Annotated in this window: 16 protein-coding genes and 1 tRNA gene; 7 read left to right on the forward strand and 10 right to left on the reverse strand. The window is 68.4% G+C overall.

Annotated features, from left to right (window positions below; genetic code table 11):
• Window positions 1-132: 132 nt before the first annotated feature.
• Complete coding sequence (locus tag AC5Y5V_RS01075; RefSeq protein WP_499930664.1) at window positions 133-1,878, reverse strand: FHA domain-containing protein; 1,746 nt, start codon at window positions 1,876-1,878, stop codon at window positions 133-135.
• Window positions 1,879-2,117: 239 nt separating this feature from the next.
• On the opposite strand from AC5Y5V_RS01075, the gene AC5Y5V_RS01080 reads away from it, so the two are divergent.
• Window positions 2,118-2,200 (forward strand) — tRNA-Leu (locus tag AC5Y5V_RS01080).
• Window positions 2,201-2,310: 110 nt separating this feature from the next.
• Here AC5Y5V_RS01080 and AC5Y5V_RS01085 read toward each other — a convergent pair.
• Entirely contained in the window at window positions 2,311-3,657 is a 1,347-nt protein-coding gene (locus tag AC5Y5V_RS01085) for a DUF6308 family protein (RefSeq protein WP_499930666.1), read from the reverse strand.
• 160 nt (window positions 3,658-3,817) lie between these two features.
• Between AC5Y5V_RS01085 and AC5Y5V_RS01090 the strand changes: the two genes are divergently transcribed.
• A complete protein-coding gene (locus AC5Y5V_RS01090; RefSeq protein ID WP_499930667.1) occupies window positions 3,818-5,125 on the forward strand; it encodes a cytochrome P450 in 1,308 nt (435 codons plus the stop codon).
• A gap of 13 nt (window positions 5,126-5,138) precedes the next feature.
• Here AC5Y5V_RS01090 and AC5Y5V_RS01095 read toward each other — a convergent pair whose 3' ends face one another.
• Window positions 5,139-5,558, reverse strand: coding sequence for a hypothetical protein (locus AC5Y5V_RS01095; RefSeq protein WP_499930668.1), 420 nt, complete (start codon window positions 5,556-5,558; stop codon window positions 5,139-5,141).
• A 130-nt stretch (window positions 5,559-5,688) separates the two neighbouring features.
• Here AC5Y5V_RS01095 and AC5Y5V_RS01100 point away from each other — a divergent pair, with 130 nt between their 5' ends.
• Both AC5Y5V_RS01100 and AC5Y5V_RS01105 read left to right on the forward strand, forming a co-directional pair.
• Window positions 5,689-6,939 carry an ammonium transporter gene (locus AC5Y5V_RS01100; RefSeq protein ID WP_499930670.1) on the forward strand — a complete coding sequence of 417 codons (1,251 nt, stop codon included), beginning with the start codon at window positions 5,689-5,691 and terminating at the stop codon, window positions 6,937-6,939.
• An 86-nt stretch (window positions 6,940-7,025) separates the two neighbouring features.
• Entirely contained in the window at window positions 7,026-7,718 is a 693-nt protein-coding gene (locus AC5Y5V_RS01105) for a C39 family peptidase (protein ID WP_499930672.1), read from the forward strand.
• A gap of 21 nt (window positions 7,719-7,739) precedes the next feature.
• Here the strand turns inward: AC5Y5V_RS01105 and AC5Y5V_RS01110 are convergent, their stop codons facing one another.
• The 6 genes from AC5Y5V_RS01110 to AC5Y5V_RS01135 are packed head-to-tail and all read right to left on the reverse strand — an operon-like array spanning window position 7,740 to window position 13,421.
• A complete protein-coding gene (locus tag AC5Y5V_RS01110) occupies window positions 7,740-9,680 on the reverse strand; it encodes a WD40 repeat domain-containing protein (RefSeq protein ID WP_499930674.1) in 1,941 nt (646 codons plus the stop codon).
• A complete protein-coding gene (locus tag AC5Y5V_RS01115; protein ID WP_499930676.1) occupies window positions 9,674-10,252 on the reverse strand; it encodes a TIGR03086 family metal-binding protein in 579 nt (192 codons plus the stop codon). Before AC5Y5V_RS01115 ends, AC5Y5V_RS01110 begins: the two co-directional genes overlap by 7 nt.
• A complete protein-coding gene (locus AC5Y5V_RS01120) occupies window positions 10,231-10,566 on the reverse strand; it encodes a GNAT family N-acetyltransferase (protein WP_499930677.1) in 336 nt (111 codons plus the stop codon). Before AC5Y5V_RS01120 ends, AC5Y5V_RS01115 begins: the two co-directional genes overlap by 22 nt.
• Before the next feature lie 20 nt (window positions 10,567-10,586).
• Window positions 10,587-11,543, reverse strand: coding sequence for a pirin family protein (locus tag AC5Y5V_RS01125; RefSeq protein ID WP_499930679.1), 957 nt, complete (start codon window positions 11,541-11,543; stop codon window positions 10,587-10,589).
• A 29-nt stretch (window positions 11,544-11,572) separates the two neighbouring features.
• Entirely contained in the window at window positions 11,573-12,955 is a 1,383-nt protein-coding gene (locus AC5Y5V_RS01130) for an acyl-CoA dehydrogenase family protein (RefSeq protein ID WP_499930681.1), read from the reverse strand.
• A gap of 55 nt (window positions 12,956-13,010) precedes the next feature.
• Window positions 13,011-13,421, reverse strand: a complete 411-nt coding sequence (locus AC5Y5V_RS01135) for a WhiB family transcriptional regulator (RefSeq protein WP_499930683.1) — start codon at window positions 13,419-13,421, stop codon at window positions 13,011-13,013.
• A gap of 144 nt (window positions 13,422-13,565) precedes the next feature.
• Between AC5Y5V_RS01135 and AC5Y5V_RS01140 the strand changes: the two genes are divergently transcribed.
• Genes AC5Y5V_RS01140 through AC5Y5V_RS01150 form a run of 3 tightly spaced genes read left to right on the forward strand, consistent with a single transcriptional unit; the run spans window position 13,566 to window position 15,474 of the window.
• A complete protein-coding gene (locus AC5Y5V_RS01140; protein WP_499930685.1) occupies window positions 13,566-14,324 on the forward strand; it encodes a helix-turn-helix domain-containing protein in 759 nt (252 codons plus the stop codon).
• 28 nt (window positions 14,325-14,352) lie between these two features.
• Window positions 14,353-15,096 carry a C40 family peptidase gene (locus AC5Y5V_RS01145; protein WP_499931089.1) on the forward strand — a complete coding sequence of 248 codons (744 nt, stop codon included), beginning with the start codon at window positions 14,353-14,355 and terminating at the stop codon, window positions 15,094-15,096.
• A 12-nt stretch (window positions 15,097-15,108) separates the two neighbouring features.
• Window positions 15,109-15,474, forward strand: a complete 366-nt coding sequence (locus AC5Y5V_RS01150) for a DUF4226 domain-containing protein (protein ID WP_499930687.1) — start codon at window positions 15,109-15,111, stop codon at window positions 15,472-15,474.
• Between the two features lie 259 nt (window positions 15,475-15,733).
• Here AC5Y5V_RS01150 and AC5Y5V_RS01155 read toward each other — a convergent pair whose 3' ends face one another.
• Window positions 15,734-15,919 carry a hypothetical protein gene (locus AC5Y5V_RS01155; RefSeq protein WP_499930689.1) on the reverse strand — a complete coding sequence of 62 codons (186 nt, stop codon included), beginning with the start codon at window positions 15,917-15,919 and terminating at the stop codon, window positions 15,734-15,736.
• Window positions 15,920-16,036 lie beyond the last annotated feature (117 nt).

Consider the following 16,036-nt stretch of genomic DNA (forward strand, 5'->3'; position numbering starts at 1 on the left):
GGCGTCCTTTCCGGCCTGGGCGTCCTGACTTTGGTACCCCTCACATCCGTGTCACCAAGCACCTCAGCAACGTCACGATACTTGGACGCTCCTCGACGCGGGGCGAAGCTCGGCGGCCGCGCCCCCGCGGCGTCAGTGAATGCGGACGATGATCTCGGAGTGGCCCAACCGGACCACGTCGCCATCGGCCAACTGCCACTCCTGTACCGGCGCATTGTTGACGGTGGTGCCGTTAGTGGAGTTGAGGTCGGACAACAACGCGACCTGCCCGTCCCAGCGGATCTCCAGGTGCCGGCGCGACACTCCCGTGTCGGGCAGCCGGAACTGGGCGTCCTGTCCACGGCCCACGATGTTGGACCCCTCGCGCAGCTGGTAGGTGCGACCGCTGCCATCGTCCAGTTGCAGGGTGACCTGCGCCGCGGGAGCCCCGTAGCCGCCGCCGTGGTCGTAGCCGCCTTGGTCGTAGCCACCGCCGTAGCCGCCCGCCGGCTGGCCGTAGTCGCCGGCACCGCCTGACTGGCCGTAGTCGTAGTCGCTCCGCGCGGCCCCGCCGTACTCACCGCCGGGCGGCGGGTAGCCCGAGCCGGGAGGGGCCTCGGCGTAGCGGGTGAACGCGTCCTGGCCGTAGTCCTGCTGCTGGCCGTAGTCCTGGTGCTGCTGCCCGTAGTCCTGTTGCTGGCCGTAGTCCTGGTGCTGTTGGCCGTAGTCCTGCTGGCCGTAGTCCTGTTGGCCGTAACCGCCACCCTGCTGATAGCCCTGGTCGTAGCCACCACCTTGGTCGGGGTAGCTCGGCCGCTGCTCCGCCGGGGCCGACGGCGCCGCGTAGCCGCCCTCACGCCCGTAGCCGCCTTGATCGGGGTAGCCGCCGCCGTAACCGGGCTGGCCGCCGCCCTGGGGGGCGCCGTAGCCGCCCGCGTCCTGGCGATAGCCCTGGTCATAACCCTGACTGCCCTGACCGCCCTGTCCGCCGTAGCCGGCGGGCGGGTGCTGTTCGTAGGACTGCGGGGCCGGCGGGTAGCCGCCCTGGTCGCCGTAACCGCCCTGACCGCCGCCGTAACCGCCCTGGTCCGGGTAGCCGCCTTGGCTGGGGTAGCCGCCTTGGCCGCCTCCGTAGCCGCCTTGGTCGGGGTAGCCGCCCTGGCCGCCGCCGTAGCCGCCTTGGTCGGGGTAGCCGCCTTGGCCGCCGCCGTAGCCGCCTTGGTCGGGGTAGCCGCCGTAGCCGCCCTGGTCAGGGCGCTGCGGCGGATAACCCTGCTGGGGTGGGTAGCCACCCTGCTCCGGCGGATACCCGCGCGGGTCGTGCCCTCCGTGCGGATCACCGGCGTCCTGCGGGCGCCCGTAGCGGTCGTCGTAATATTCGTCGCCGGGCCGCCCCGGCCCCTGACCCCCGCGGTAGCTCGAATTGTCAGTCATCGGTGGTACTCCTGGTTCTGCGCCAAACGCTTGATGTGATTGTGGTCGGGCTGAATCGGTGACCGTCGGGCGGGGCTCGACGTCGGGGTTGACAGCGCCGCGGGCGCGGAACTGGCCGGTATGCAGGTTCGACGACGGTTCGAACCGGACGACCACATCACCATACGTTTGCCACCCCTGTTCATCGATATAGTCCGCCAAGTACCTAGCGAAAGCGCGCGCCGTCAGATCCGGGTCGGCGTTCACCTTCTCAAAGTCGTGCACACTGAGGGTAATGATGTATTCGTTGGCCGCCAACGGACGATTTCCCTGAATCGGCCGGACGCCGTCGGCCGCCTCGCGGCGCAACAGGGCCTCGACCTCTTGCGGGACGATCGACCCGCCGAACATCCGGGCAAATGCGTCGCCCACGGTGGCCTCGAGCCGGCGCTCGATACGCTGAACTAACCCCCGTTGGCTACCCATCTCTCAGCGCTCACCCGCATATGTCCGGGCAGATCGGCAGCGCGAGGCAAACGACTCACTCGCGTGTCGGATCACCCAAGCATGGTATCGGGACAGGGCCACGCTTCGTCACCGTGAGAATCCTGAGAATCGCGTTGCGGCTGTTCACCGTCCCTTTAAGAAGAGTGCTGCGCAGAACCGGCCCGCTGAAGCGATTGGGGGGCCGTGCCACTAGAGTGATATGGTCCTGCGGTTGTTTCGGGCGAGTGGCGGAATGGCAGACGCGCTGGCTTCAGGTGCCAGTGTCCTTCGGGACGTGGGGGTTCAAGTCCCCCTTCGCCCACGTTGAGCGGTTCTGTGAACTGCAGGCATAGAGGTCACGAACTCATTTGGGTCCGTGACCTTTGTGTTTGGGGAGGGTGCGAGGCCGCGCGACAGGCCTGGGGCGGGCGGCTATCGGCCGTGTTGGGTGGCGGCCATCCAGAGTGCAACGTCGATACGGCGGAGGAGGCTGACGTCGGCCGGCGCAGCGGAGCAGATTTCGGCGATGGTCGTGCGGCGCGTCCCGTCGGATAGTTCGTCCCACATCGAAATCCAGAACTGCGTCGGGGGTGGCTGAAGCAGGTCTCTGACCTTCTGGTCGAGGATGGGGAACAGTCGTGGCCGTTTGGCGGCGAGCAGCTTGCCGGCGATGACCCAGTCGACGCCCGGAAGGGTGCGCAAGGTCGCGTGCAGCTCGACGCCTGGACCGCTCTGAAGGAGATCCCGGGGGACCTCCCACATATCGCATGAGCGGGGGGTGCGCCGGAGCATTGCATTGAATCGATCAGGTTCGGTGACAAGAAGTTTGGCCGCCGCCTCGGGGGGCACCTGGACGCTGAGTGCCTCGACAGCGATGAGGTCGGAGGCTTCGAATCGATGGGGGTCGCCGACGGCGGCGAAGTGTTCGAACCACCGGCCGGTGAACCCGCTGAAGTAGCGGTCGAAGTCCTGGCGTATCTGACTGGCGTTGGTTTCGAACCAGTTGGCGAGGTCGAACGCAAACCGGGGGTGCGAAGGTGCGGCGACTGCCGTCGTCGCACCAGCAGGGTCTTCCTCCCGTAGCGCTCTGGCGAATGCTTCCGCGAATGCCTTCTGTTGACCGCTGCCGGGGAAGGGGATGCGGACAGAACGCACGGGCAGGTGCGCCGCACGCAGGGCCGGGTAGGCCGCGTCGTAGACCGTGGCTTTGATGAGGATGATGCGTTCGGGACTGAGGTCCTGCACTCGCTGCACCAGCTCAGGCACGTACGAGCTCAGCGGTGTGCCGTCGATGGGATCGGGTTTGAGATCGATGAGGAAGATGCCGCGCTCCTGCAGCTGTGCGAGTAGTTCCGGTTTGTTCTCGCGGGTGGGTTCGACGGCTAGTAGCGAGCGGGCGACATGGCGAAACAGCGAGTCGTGGGCGTCCACGTCGTGAAAGTAGAAATACCGACTCGGGGAGGCAGGCGGAGCTTCCGCGATAAGTAATAGCCGGATGCGGTCTGGCCGGTAGCGCTCGGCGGCCTGCGCACGTCGAGTGCGGATGGCTGCGTCGTCCACGTCGTCGTGGCGCGGCGGGGCGTCCTTGGCCGTGGCTTCATGTGCCGTTCCCGGCGCTACACCCCGCGCGTAGGCCCGGCCGGAGCGGCTGGCGGGTCCGTGTTCGCGACACCACTGGCGCCCGGCCTTGCTTTTCGCGTGCAGTTCGGCGCGATAGCACTGCTCGTGATTGAAGTTGTTCTCGCCGGACTGGCTGCGGCCGTCGAGGTGGGGTTCCATGACCTCATGCTGCCACCGCCGGTATGGAAACCAGTGGGTAAGGCGACGGGTGCCGGGCGGCGGTGATGAGCAGGAAGGGGGTCGGGCGCCGCAGTCAAATCAGCGACGCGTTGCGCGAAACCCGGTGGCCGGCAGCCCTAAGACATAAAGTTGCTGCTCGATGCGACCCCTGGCCATCGACGCCCTGCCGCCTGGTCCCCGGCTACCAAGGACAGTGCAAACCGCTGCGTGGATAGCCCGACCGTGGGACTTCATGGACAGCGCCGCCGCCCGGTACGGCGACACGTTCACCATGGAATTGGTCCGCGAAGGACCGATAGTGATGGTCTCCCATCCCGACGCGGTGCGGCAGGTTTTCACCGCGCCGCCCGACCTGGCGCTCGCCGGGGAAGCGAATCGCATCCTCAAGCCGGTCGTGGGCCAGCACTCGCTGATTCTGCTCGACCGCGACGCGCACAAGGAGCAGCGCCGACTGCTGATGCCCGCCTTCCGCGGCACTCACCTGCAGAGCTACCTGAGCACCATGGCCGAGATCGCCGAGACCGAGATCGCGCGCTGGCCGCGCGGCGTTGCGATGCGACTGCACCCGCGGACGCAGGCCCTGACCCTCGAAATCATCTTGCATCTCGTGTTCGGGCTGAAGCGCGGGCAGAGCATGGACCGGCTGCGCGAGGCGCTGCAGCGGATGCTCGTTCTCACCACCAACCCCGTCGCGCAGCTGGTTCTGCTGGTCGTCGGTCCCCAACGAATGCGGGCCGCCCTTTCCCGCAGGCTGGTCGCGGACGTGGATCGGCTCCTGTACGACGAGATTGCCGCCCGTCGGCGGCAAGAGGACCTCGAGAGCCGCAACGACGTCCTGTCGATGCTGCTGCAGGCCAAGCACGAAGACGGTCAGCCGATGAGTGACCAGGAGATTCGCGACGAGCTCGTCACATTGCTGCTGGCCGGCCACGAGACAACCGCATCGGGGCTGGCCTGGGCGGTCGAGCGGATCGTCCGCCACCCGGAGGTGTATTCGCGGCTCACCGAGGAGAGCCACGCCGACGACGGCCACCGCTATGCCGACGCCGTGGTGAAGGAGACGCTGCGGATGCGGCCGGTGCTCGGCCTGGTGAGCAGGCGCCTGACCGAACCGATGGAGGTAGCCGGGTTCTCGCTGCCCGCCGGGGCGAAGGTCGCCCCCTCGATCTATCTCATGCACAGGCGCCCCGACGTCTATTCGGACCCGGACCAATTCCGTCCCGATCGATTCCTCGACAGCCGTCCGGGAACGTACACGTGGATCCCGTTCGGGGGCGGCGCGCGCCGTTGCCTGGGTGCGGCTTTCGCCGAGTCCGAGATGCGGATCGTGCTTGCCACGATGTTCCGCACCCTGCGCATCCGACCCGTCGACCCCGAGCCCGAGCCGGTGCATCGCCGGTCGATCACCCACGTGCCGGGTCGCGGGACGACGGTAGTGCTGGACTGAGCACCAGCGGGTTTCACCACAACGAGGCGTACGTCGCGGCCAGGATGAACCCGTGGCCGCCCGCGACCTTGCAGGTGACCGTGCCCTGGAAACCCACACCGCACGTCGAGCCCCAGTTCTGAAGGCGGTGGCCCTCGGGCAGGACGTCGACCTGCCGGGTGAACGTCGCCTGATCCGAGTGCCGGTAGGCGCCCGGCGCCCAGCTTGCCGCCATCGTCTGGTTGGTCCCGGCGGGCGCGTCGAGCGGGACGGCGTCGCATCCGGTGGTGCCGCCGTTCGGCGCGATGCCGCACGACCGGCCGTCGGGGGTCCTGAAGAACACCCAGTAGAAGTCGTTGGCCGCGGGCGAGGTGTAGTTTCCGCTGGCGATCGGATACGAATCGATCCGGTCGGCTCCGGACGGCGGATCTGCTGCCGTCGTCGGCGCAGCCATCAAGCCCAACGTCCCCACGGCGGTCACCGCCACGCACGCTCGCCGCACTTGCCTGCCCCCTTCACAACCCAATCGATGATGACCCCTACTGTCTATCTGCGGAAATTGCGACCACCGAGGGAGCCGGATAGTGAAGATCGATCCTGCCGCCACCGCCTGGCTGCTGGCGAGCACCGCGCTCGTGCTGCTGATGACGCCCGGGCTGGCGATCTTTTACGGCGGCATGGTGCGCACCACCGGCGTGCTCAACATGATCATGATGAGCTTCATCTCCATCCCGCTCGTCACGGTGACCTGGCTGCTGGTGGGCTACAGCCTGGCGTTCTCCGGTGGCGGCGGCTTCATCGGCGGGCTGTCGCACGTAGGGATGGCCGGGATTAACCCGGACACTCTGCACGGCCAGGTGCCGGAGTTGCTGTTCGCCACCTTCCAGCTGACCTTTGCGATCATCACCGCCGCCCTGATCAGCGGGGCCATCGCCGACCGCGCCAAGTTCGCAGCTTGGGTCGTGTTCGTGCTGCTGTGGTCAGTGGCGGTCTATGCCGTTGTCGCGCACTGGGTGTGGGCGCCGACGGGCTGGCTGGCCAAGATGGGGGTGCTGGACTACGCGGGCGGGCTGGTCGTCGAAATCGTCTCGGGTTCGTCGGCGCTGGCGTTGGCGCTGGTGCTCGGTCCGCGCATCGGCTTCAAGGTCGAGGCCATGCGCCCGCACAACCTGCCGTTCGTGCTCCTCGGGGTGGGCCTGCTGTGGTTCGGCTGGTTCGGTTTCAACGCGGGTTCGGCGCTGGCCGCCAGCGGACTCGCGTCCGCGATCTTCCTCAACACCCTGGTCGCCGGCTGCCTGGGCATGTTGGGCTGGATCACGGTGGAACAGTTCCGCGACGGCAAGCCGACCACCTTCGGGGCCGCATCGGGCGTCGTCGCCGGGCTGGTGGCGATCACTCCGTCGTGCGGCACGGTGAACACCCTGGGCGCCGCCGTCGTCGGGCTGGCCGCGGGCGTCGTGTGCTCGTTCGCGATCCTGGTGAAGTTCAAGCTGAACTACGACGACTCGCTCGACGTCGTCGGCGTGCACTTCGTCGGCGGAGTCGTCGGCGTGCTGCTGATCGGGCTGTTCGCCACCGCGGTGATGACGCAGGGCCCCAACGGGCTGTTCTACGGCGGCGGCCCGGCCCAACTCGGCAAGCAGTCACTGGCGATGCTGGTCGTCGGCCTCTACGCGTTCGTGGTGAGCTTCCTGCTGGCCAAGCTGATCGACCTGGTCATCGGCTTCCGGGTCAGCAGCGCGGACGAGAAGAGCGGTGTCGACCTCACCCAGCACGCCGAGACGGCCTATCCCGAAGGGGTGTACGGCCACCAGGCCCCGCGCCACACGTCCTGAGGGCACGTCAAGGATTCGTCAAGATAACGGAGAGGTCACCGTCCGAACCTTTTCTCAACGAGCTTCAACGAGAAAAGGACACGCCAGTGCAGATCGCCAGGATCGCCAGGACCGCCACCCTCGCGGCCGTCGCCGCCGCCCTCTCGCTCGGTCTGGCCACCGGCACCGCCGAGGCCGCCGGGGGCAGCATGTACGGCGACCCGGCCGCCGCCGCCAAGTGGTGGCGCCACCAGAACTACGACGACTGCGCCCTCATGGCCAGCGCCGACGTCATCGGACAGGTGACCGGCAAGGAGCCCTCCGAGCACGCCATCATCAAGAAGGCCCAGTCCACCCCGAGTACCGTGCACTCCGGCTCGATCTACATCAAGCCGACCGACAAGAACGACCCGAATTCGGGCATGGGTACGACGACGGCCGACCTGCCGGAGTTGCTCAAGCAATACGGGGTCCGCGCGGTGATGAGCGACAAGGACCACGCCGCAAAGACGGGCATCCCCGCGGGCATCGACGGTCTTGAGCAGCTGCTGGGCAGCGGCCACAAGCTGATCGTCAGCCTCAACGCCGAGATGATCTGGCACGAGCCGATCACCAGCAAGGACAGCAACGGCAACCCGCGCTCCGACCACGCCGTCGTGGTCACCGGCATCGACACTGCCAACAAAGTCGTGCACCTCAACGACAGCGGCATCAAGACGGGCAAGGACGAGCAGGTCCCGCTGGCCCTGTTCATGCAGTCCTGGGAAACCAGCAACGAGCGGGTGGTCGCCACCACCTGAGGCCGCCGCGGCGATCGGCGTTCACTGCCAGTCGGACTCCCATACCCGGGCGGTTCCGTCCTGTGAACAGGTGACGGCGATGCGGGCGTCGGCGCTGAGTGCGACGGAGTTGACCGGACCCGTGTGCGCGTCCAGCCGGCCGACCGGGCAGCCCGTCTCGCCATCCCACAGCAGCGCGCTCGAGTCGACACTGCCGCTCAGCACGAATCGGGAATCCTCGCTCACCGCCACCGATGTGACTTTCTCCTGGCCCGGGGACAACGAGTGCAGAAGGGACCCGGACGCGACGTCCCACACGGTCGTCTGCCCAAGGATGGACCCGGTGACGGCGATATCGCCGCGTCGGGCCAGTGCGACTGCCTGCCAGCTGTCAGTGCGCTCCGGAAGTGCGTAATGCGTTGCCCCCGTTGCGATGTCCCATACGTGGGTGGTCTCGTCGGCGAGCGCCAGCGCTGTGCGACCGTCGTCGCTGATCTGGACAACCCAGGCGATCCCGCCGAGCCCGGACAGCGTATGCAAACAGCGCCCCGTAGCCACGTCCCACGCGCTCGCCTTATCCCTGCAACCGCATAGGACTACCGCGCCGTCGCGGTCAGAGGCCACAGAAAACACCGGTTGACCGTCCACCCGGATCGTCTTCAGTCCCCGGCCCGTGGCCAGGTCCCAGATGCGCAAACGCCCGTCATCGGAGCCGGTCGCGGCGATCCGCCCGTTGCCGGCCGTCGCGACAGTGCGCACCCGGCGCCAGTGTGGCCGCAGCACCCGGATCAGCCGGCGCGCGATCGGATCCCATACCCGGACCGTCCTCCCATCGCCTGCGGTGACCAGGACCCGGCCGTCGTCCGTGAACGACCAGTTCTGGGTGTCGGCGCCAAAATCGTCGATGGTCAACACGCACTCGCCGGTCTGGATATCCCACACCCGCGCAGGGCGGCTACCTGCGATGAGGAACCGTCCGCCGGCGTCGACTCCCGCTCCCAACGACATGTTGTGTGGCAGCTGACGGGTATTCCGGAAGCCCTTCAACCGCGTGCCCCGCGTGCCCCCGCGGCCGAGGGGCCAAATACGCAACGTCGTCGGTTCCGCGGACGGAAAATGCAGCGTCGCTGCGATAGCCCCATCGGCGCTCAGCGCGAGTGATCTCAGGTTCGCGAACGGTCCGGCGAGCGTCTGTAGGCACTGGCCGGTTACCGCGTCCCAGAGCCGGACGGAGTGGCCGTTTGCCGAGGATAGGGCGATGCGGCCGTCACCGGAGAGCGCCAGCAGATCCGCCCGCTCGTCGTGCGCTTGACCGGTGTGGCGGCAGTCCCCGGTGGTCAGGTCCCATACGCGTAATGACGTGTCGGCACTGGCCGACACACCGGTGCGGGCGTCGGTGGACAACGCCACCAGCCACACTGCGTCGGTGTGTTCGGTCAGGACATGCGTGCACGCCCCTGCCTCTGTGTCCCATACTCGGACCGTCTTGTCGGCACCACCGGATAGCGCAGCGCTGCCGTCGGCGCTCACGGCCACCGAACGCACGACGCCGGTGTGTGCTGCGAGGGCGTGCAGGCACTCCCCGGTGGCCACCGACCAGACTCGTACCGTGTTGTCGAAGTGGCCATGCGAGATGCGGCCGCCGGTTACCACGACGCGGCCGTCGGCCGATATCGACACGGGACCTTGAGCATCCAGCGTCTGCAGACACCGCCCGGTCGACAGCTCCCACACCCGCACCACGGCGTCGTCCGGGCCGCAACTCGCGGCAATCTGCCCGCCCCCGTCGACCGCGACCGCACCCACCGGGCCTCGGTGGCCATCGATGACGCGCAGGCAGCGCGCGCCGAAGACGTCCCACACCCGAACCGCCGCGCCGTAGTGGCCCGACACGGCCACCCTGCCGTCGGCGCTGAGGGCGACCGCAGTCGCGTCCTCGACAGCCTCGGTCGGCAGAGTCCAACAGTTGTCGCCGATCAGCATGCGTCTTCGACAGACCGCCCGAGAAACGCCATCAGCCGCGCGGTCGGCGTCGCATCCGGCGGCGCCGGCTGGGCCGGCCCGAAGCCGCCCGGGCGGCGCATCGCTTCCTCCGGCACCGACTCGACCAGCCGCCGGCACATGGTCAACAGGTCGTCGGACAACTCGATCAGCCGACCCTGGGAACGGTGCAGATCCCAACTGTGGATGGCCAGGTCCGCGGTCACGAACGTCAGCGCCCGCAGCAGCGGAACCCCGCCCTGCGGGGATTGCCGCGGCGCGTTCAGGTCCGCGTCCGGCAGGGCGCGGGCGAGCCGCTCGGCCAGCTCGCGCAGCCGCGCCGCCGGGTCCTCGCAGGTCCAGTCGGCCGGGCGGGACGGGGTACCCCACACCTCGCCGTCCTCGACCAGCGTGACCATCTTCGCCGCGGTGCCAGTGGCGTGGCCGATCAGCTCGCGCACGCTCCAGTCCTCGAGGTTGGACGGCTGATCCCAGCACTCCTGCGGCGTCTGCTCCACGGCGTCGATGAACAGGCCGAGCGCCTCGCCGGCGGCTACGGCAGAGTCTGTGCCCACTGCTGAACCTCGACGGTGACCGGATCGGTGATGTCGTCGAACTCGGGATGCTTTTTGAGCACGGTGACGACCATCGAGCACAACGGGACGATGCGCTTGCCGTCGTCGCGGGTCGCGTTGAGCGCCTCCTCGACCAGGATGCTGGCCAGGCCGCGTCCGCCGTATTCGGGATCGGTCTCGGTGTGGTAGAAAACGCGCTGGTTGCCGCGGTCGCCGAAGGCGGCGAGGCCGACGTTCTTACCCTCGACGGAGATGGTGAACTTGCCGTCCTCGGCGCGGACCGTGGTTTCGGCGCCGGTCTTGTCGGCGGTCATTCGGATTCCTCCTATTTCGGTTATTTCGGCATGTGCCGGGGCAGCAGCCGGGTGGTGGGCAGCGGCGGCGCGGGCAGTCGGACGACGGGGCCACGGTAGCCGTGCACGGCACCGAAGCGCTCGTCGCCGTCCTGCCACAGCTGCCGATAGACGGCGATGTCGTCGTGGCTGCGTCCGACGAAGTTCCACCACATCACCAGCTCTTCGGTGAACGGGGTGCCGCCCAACAACAGCACCCGGGCGGGCCCGTCGCCGGTGTTGTGCAGTTGCAGAGCCGAGCTTCCGCCGCCTTGATACCCGAGATCGCCGACCGCCAACTGCGTCCCACACATCTGCACGCGACCCGTGTCACACAGCACGCCGTGCTCGAATGCGGGGTCGACGTCCAGGTCCAGCCGGGCGTGGGCGTCGAGGTCCAGCTGCGCGCCCAGCAGCGGCGTGAACGTCTTTACCGGCGATCGGCTGCCGGCCAGCTCCCCGAGGAACACCCGCACCACCCCGTTCGGCACGGCGACCGGTGGCGGCGCGTAGTGGGCGAAGTCGCGCCCGGTGTCGCGGGCGGCGTCCGGCAGCGCCACCCACAGCTGCGCGCCGTGCAGCAGGGCGCCGGAGTCGACCGACACCTCGGAATGGCAGATACCGGCTCCGGCCGTCATGAGGTTGAGCTCGCCGGGGCGGACCATGGTGTGCACCCCGGCGCTGTCGCGGTGTTCCACTTCCCCGCTGAACAACCAACTCACGGTCTGCAGCCCCGTGTGCGGATGGGGCGGGACGTCCATCTTCGCCGCGACGGGGCCGTAGTGGTCGACGAAACACCACGCGCCGACCAGCGAACGCCGGCGTTGCGGAAGCGTCCGCAGCACGCGGATCGCGCGCGGCCCGCCCAGCGGAACCTCGCGCGGCTGCAGCACCTCGACACCCGCGGACCGCGACGCGCTGCACGCGACCTCGGCCGGAGCGGTCTCCAGGTTGCTCACCAGCCCGACGCTACGCCTTATGCGAGGCCCTACCGGCCCGGTGGCCGCAGTGCCTTCATCGCCAGCCGCATCACAGGTGCGGGAACCCGATCCTTCATCGCCAGCGCGGCGTCGGCCGCCCGGGAACGCAGCGGGGTGCCGCGACCGAACGCGCGGTTCAGCGGCCCACCGGTGGGCTCGAGCACCACGTGCAGCGGCGGCCTGTCCACCGCGGCCCCCAGCGCGTTGGCGATCACCATCCGCTGGATCTCGCTAGTGCCCTCGAAGATGGTGTACAGCTTGGCATCTCGATACCACTTCTCCACCGGATGGTCGGTGATATAGCCCCAGCCGCCCATCGTCTGGATGGCGCGCTCGGTGGCCTTGACGGCGACCTCGCTGGCGGCGAACTTGGACATCGAACCCTCGCCACGTTCGAACGGCACCCCGCTGGCCGCCATCCACGACGCCCGCCAGGTCAGCAGCCGCGCGGCGTCGATCTGGGTGGCCAGTTCCGCCAGCGGAAACGCGATGCCCTGATTGTCGATGATCGGGCCGCCGAAGGCCTCCCGCTCGGTGGCGTATGCCGTCGCGTATTCCAAAGCGGCGCGGGCGATCCCGATCGCCTGCGCGGCCACCATCGGGCGGGTCTGCTCGAAGGTGCCCAGCGTCGCCGAGCCGGACCGCTTCCCGCCGGCCACCACTTCGCGGGCCTTGGCGAGCTTGTGCTCGAGCTTCTCTTCCCCACCCAGCAAGTTCTCACCAGGTATCCGGACGCCCTCGAACTTCAATTCCGCGGTGTGCGACGCCCGGCAGCCCAGCTTGTCGAGCTTGCGCACCAGCTCCAGCCCCGGCGTTCCGCCGGGCACCACGAACAGCGCCTGGCCGCGGTGGCCGAGTTCCTGGTCGACGACGGCGTTGACGACGTGGACGTTGGCGATGCCGCCGTTGCCGATCCACATCTTGTGGCCGTCGATGATCCAGTCGTCACCGTCGCGCCGCGCGGTGGTGCGCAGGTTGCGTACGTCGCTGCCGCCCTCGGGCTCGGAGATGGCCAGCGCCGCGAGCTTGAGATCGCCTGGTGTTCCGAAACATTCGGGCGCCCACTGCAGCATCTGTTCCGGCGAGGCGGCCTGGCCGATCGCGGACAGCGCCAGCGCGGGCATGACGATCGCCAAACCGATTCCGGCGCATCCCCAGAACAACTCCTCCATGAACATCGGCAGCGAGATGCCGGTCGGGTCGCCGATCAGGTCGCGGTAGAACAGCGGGCTGTAGAAGCCGCGCTCGGCCGCCTCCTCCAGGACCGGCCAGGGGAACTCCTGCCGCTGGTCGTACTCGAGTGCGACCGGGCGGATCACGGACTCGGAGAACTCGTGCGTGCGTCGGGCCAGGTCGTGCTGGGCCGCCGTCGGGGTCAGGTCGAACGTCATGCATGCGCGGCTACCCGGTCAAATGGGTCAGCAAACGGTCGCGTTGACCTCGGCGTCAGGCCGCCGACCTCGGGCACGAGACCGGCAGATGCACCACCACGCCGGGCACTGAAACCTCGTCGCGTTCGCGCCGCTCCAGCAGCGCCGCGTTCTCGGGGAGTTCCCTGGCGTTGATCTCGCCGGCGGCGATGCGCCGCAAGACATCGTGAGCGCGGGCGAGCTGCTCGCGCTTGCGGTACTGCCCGCCGGGAAGCTTCACGCCAGCCCACACCCCGTACTCCTCGCGATGCCTGATCGCGCGTTCCGCGCACAGCCGTTGCTGCGCCAGCGGGCAGCGGCGCAGGCACTGGACCCGTGCCTCGGTCGCCGAGCGTTCGTAGGCCCGCGCCTTCGCCGCCCCGTCGCCGCCGTCGTCGTCGGGGTAGCCGAACCACAGTTCCGGATTGGTCGCGCAGGGGTTTCCCATGTTGATCTCCTAGTCCGAGGCGAAACGTAGGCGAAAGCGTATACAACCCAAAGCGCTCATCGCAAGAGAAACGTGTACCAAAACGTATATACGTTGGGATGGCGCGGGGTTTGTGTAATATCCGGCCTGTGGCCGGAGCGTGCGATGAGCCGTGAGTCGGCCGGGGCCGCCCTCCGGGCGCTGCGCGAGTCCCGCGACCTGTCACTGGCGGACCTGGCGGCAGCGACGGGCGTCAGCATCATGGGTTTGAGCTACCTGGAACGCGGCGCGCGTAAGCCGCACAAAAGCACAGTTCAGAAGGTTGAAAACGGGCTGGGGCTGCCGCCGGGCACCTATTCGAGGTTGTTGGTGGCCGCCGATCCCGACGCCGAACTGGCCCGGCTGATCGCAGCGGTGCCGCCGGAGCCGCTCGCCGCCCGTCGCACCGGCGCGGTCGTCGTCGACCGCCGCAGCGACACCGAAGTGCTCGAAGGCTACGCCGAAGCCCAGCTCGATACGATCAAGTCGGTCATCGATCGATTGCCCGCGACGACATCAAACGAATATGAGACGTATATTCTCTCTGTGATCGCGCAGTGTGTGAAGGCCGAGCTGCTGGCGGCCAGCTCCTGGCGGGTGGCGGTGAACGCCGGCGCCGAATCCAGCGGGCGGCTCATGCAGCATCTGCAGGAGCTCGAGGCGACGCGCAGTGACCTGCTGAAGCGGATGCCGACCAGCCTGAGCGCCAGATTCGACCGGGCATGTGCGCGATCGGCGCTGCCGGAGACCATCATCGCGGCACTGCTGGGGGTGGGCACCGAGGAACTCTGGGACATGCGCAACCGGGGAGCCATCCCGCCGGGCGCACTCCCCCGCGTCCGCGCCTTCGCCGACGCGATCGAGGCCGGGGCAACCGGTGAGTGAGATCGACGAGTTGACGCGGGCGCATCAGATGTTCGCCGGCAGCGCCCGGCGGGCGGTCGTCGACGCCGGCGCCATCGAGCTGAATCCCGCTGCGGCACAAGGTCACTATCGGCGCGCGGTGCATCGCAGCCGCGACGCCCTGCTGTCGGCGGCACGGACGGACGCCGCGGTCACCGCCGTCCTGGCCGATGCGCACCGGGACCGGGCGCGGGCGCACGAGCTGACCAAGGGCGTGCTCGACGAGGCCCGCGCCGAGGCGGCGGTCACGCCGGCCACGCCGCTGGCCCAGCGCGAGGCGATCAGGCGCCGGATCGCGCGGTTGCGGGCGCAACGGGCGCACGTCCTGACCGCGCGCGCACAGTCCCGACGGCACGTGGGCGCGCTGCGAGCTCTGCGTTACCGGCTGGCCCATCACGGGGGACTGCCGCTGCCGAGCGGCCGGGCGGGCCTCGCGGTGCGGGCGGCACTGTCGCGCCTGGGCCGCCCGTACGTCTGGGGTGCGACCGGGCCTAACCAGTTCGACTGCTCGGGTCTGGTCCAGTGGGCCTACGCGCAGGCGGGCGTGCACCTGGACCGCACCACCTACCAGCAGATCAACGACGGCATCCCAGTGCCGCGCTCACACGTCCGGCCGGGTGACCTCGTTTTCCCGCACGCCGGGCACGTACAGATGGCCATCGGTCACAACCTGGTCGTCGAGGCGCCGCACTCGGGCGCGTCGGTACGAATCAGCCCGCTGGGCAATCATGTGCAAATCCGCCGGCCGGTCTAGGAGGTTGAACCGATGGCAGAGCAGGCCGGACCTTCGGTAGGCGCCATCCGCGCGCAACGGGCAGCGCTGGCGAGCCGGCACCAGGCGGTTGCCGACGCCGATCGGATACTGACCGAGGTCATTGCCAGCGCTCACGCCGAGATGCGCGAGAGCGTCGAGCGGCTCGGCGCGATCGAAGCCGAGATCGAACGCGTGGTGACGGGAGAATCTGCAGCCGTCGACACCCCGCTTGGCGCGCGGGAGTTGCAGCGCTTCCTCGTCGCCAAACAACGCGAGATCGCCGCGGTGGTGGCGCACGCGCAGGACGTCGCGCACGCGAAAAGCGCTGTGCTGGAAGGATTGCGGGAACAGTACACCTTGGCCCCCGGCGCGGTTTAACCGGAACCGTTGCCCAGCTCCTATGTCGAAATCGGGCCTTTCTCGGGCATCTCGCCGTCGTTCCATGGTCCTGCATTCGGTTTCATTGGCGAGCATCATGATCGCGATCAGGGCTATGACCGCGAATGTGCCGAGGATGGCGATCAGCAGTGCTCGCATGCGGCGAAGCGTACGCACATCGCCCCCAAGGGCGCCGGTTCACGGTAGATATTTCGGCGGAAATTGTTGTCCTTCAGGGAGCCTCGGCGTCGGCACTTGTTTAACTCGGGCAGAACGGGCCGAGGATCTGCCGACAATTGTCTTTGTTGATCAGGCCGGGTGGTGGCGGTGGGGGCGGTGCGGGTGGAATTTCGCCCTCAAAGATGTTCTGTGCGACATTGCCCTGCCCGAAATACACGTACCAGTACGTGTGGCAGACGTTGTTGTCCCAAATCACCGGATTCACGCGAAGATTGCCGGTCTGCACCGGAGGGTCGCCCGGGCACCAGTGACACGGACCGGCGGGGTGGTCTTCGGGGCAGCCAGGCCAGGCACGCGATGGCGCGGGAGCAGGACGGGCGTA

The sequence above is a fragment of the Mycobacterium sp. NGS68 genome (assembly GCF_059812195.1).

What these genes read in the sequence shown, in the direction of transcription:
- AC5Y5V_RS01095 (WP_499930668.1), bottom strand. Translation starts at nt 5,558, where the DNA reads ATGGCTGCGCCGACGACGGCAGCAGATCCGCCGTCCGGAGCCGACCGG.
- AC5Y5V_RS01075 (WP_499930664.1), bottom strand. Translation starts at nt 1,878, where the DNA reads ATGGGTAGCCAACGGGGGTTAGTTCAGCGTATCGAGCGCCGGCTCGAG.
- AC5Y5V_RS01135 (WP_499930683.1), bottom strand. Translation starts at nt 13,421, where the DNA reads ATGGGAAACCCCTGCGCGACCAATCCGGAACTGTGGTTCGGCTACCCC.
- AC5Y5V_RS01120 (WP_499930677.1), bottom strand. Translation starts at nt 10,566, where the DNA reads ATGACCGCCGACAAGACCGGCGCCGAAACCACGGTCCGCGCCGAGGAC.
- AC5Y5V_RS01085 (WP_499930666.1), bottom strand. Translation starts at nt 3,657, where the DNA reads ATGGAACCCCACCTCGACGGCCGCAGCCAGTCCGGCGAGAACAACTTC.
- AC5Y5V_RS01090 (WP_499930667.1), top strand. Translation starts at nt 3,818, where the DNA reads ATGCGACCCCTGGCCATCGACGCCCTGCCGCCTGGTCCCCGGCTACCA.
- AC5Y5V_RS01145 (WP_499931089.1), top strand. Translation starts at nt 14,353, where the DNA reads ATGTTCGCCGGCAGCGCCCGGCGGGCGGTCGTCGACGCCGGCGCCATC.
- AC5Y5V_RS01130 (WP_499930681.1), bottom strand. Translation starts at nt 12,955, where the DNA reads ATGACGTTCGACCTGACCCCGACGGCGGCCCAGCACGACCTGGCCCGA.
- AC5Y5V_RS01150 (WP_499930687.1), top strand. Translation starts at nt 15,109, where the DNA reads ATGGCAGAGCAGGCCGGACCTTCGGTAGGCGCCATCCGCGCGCAACGG.
- AC5Y5V_RS01140 (WP_499930685.1), top strand. Translation starts at nt 13,566, where the DNA reads ATGAGCCGTGAGTCGGCCGGGGCCGCCCTCCGGGCGCTGCGCGAGTCC.
- AC5Y5V_RS01110 (WP_499930674.1), bottom strand. Translation starts at nt 9,680, where the DNA reads ATGCTGATCGGCGACAACTGTTGGACTCTGCCGACCGAGGCTGTCGAG.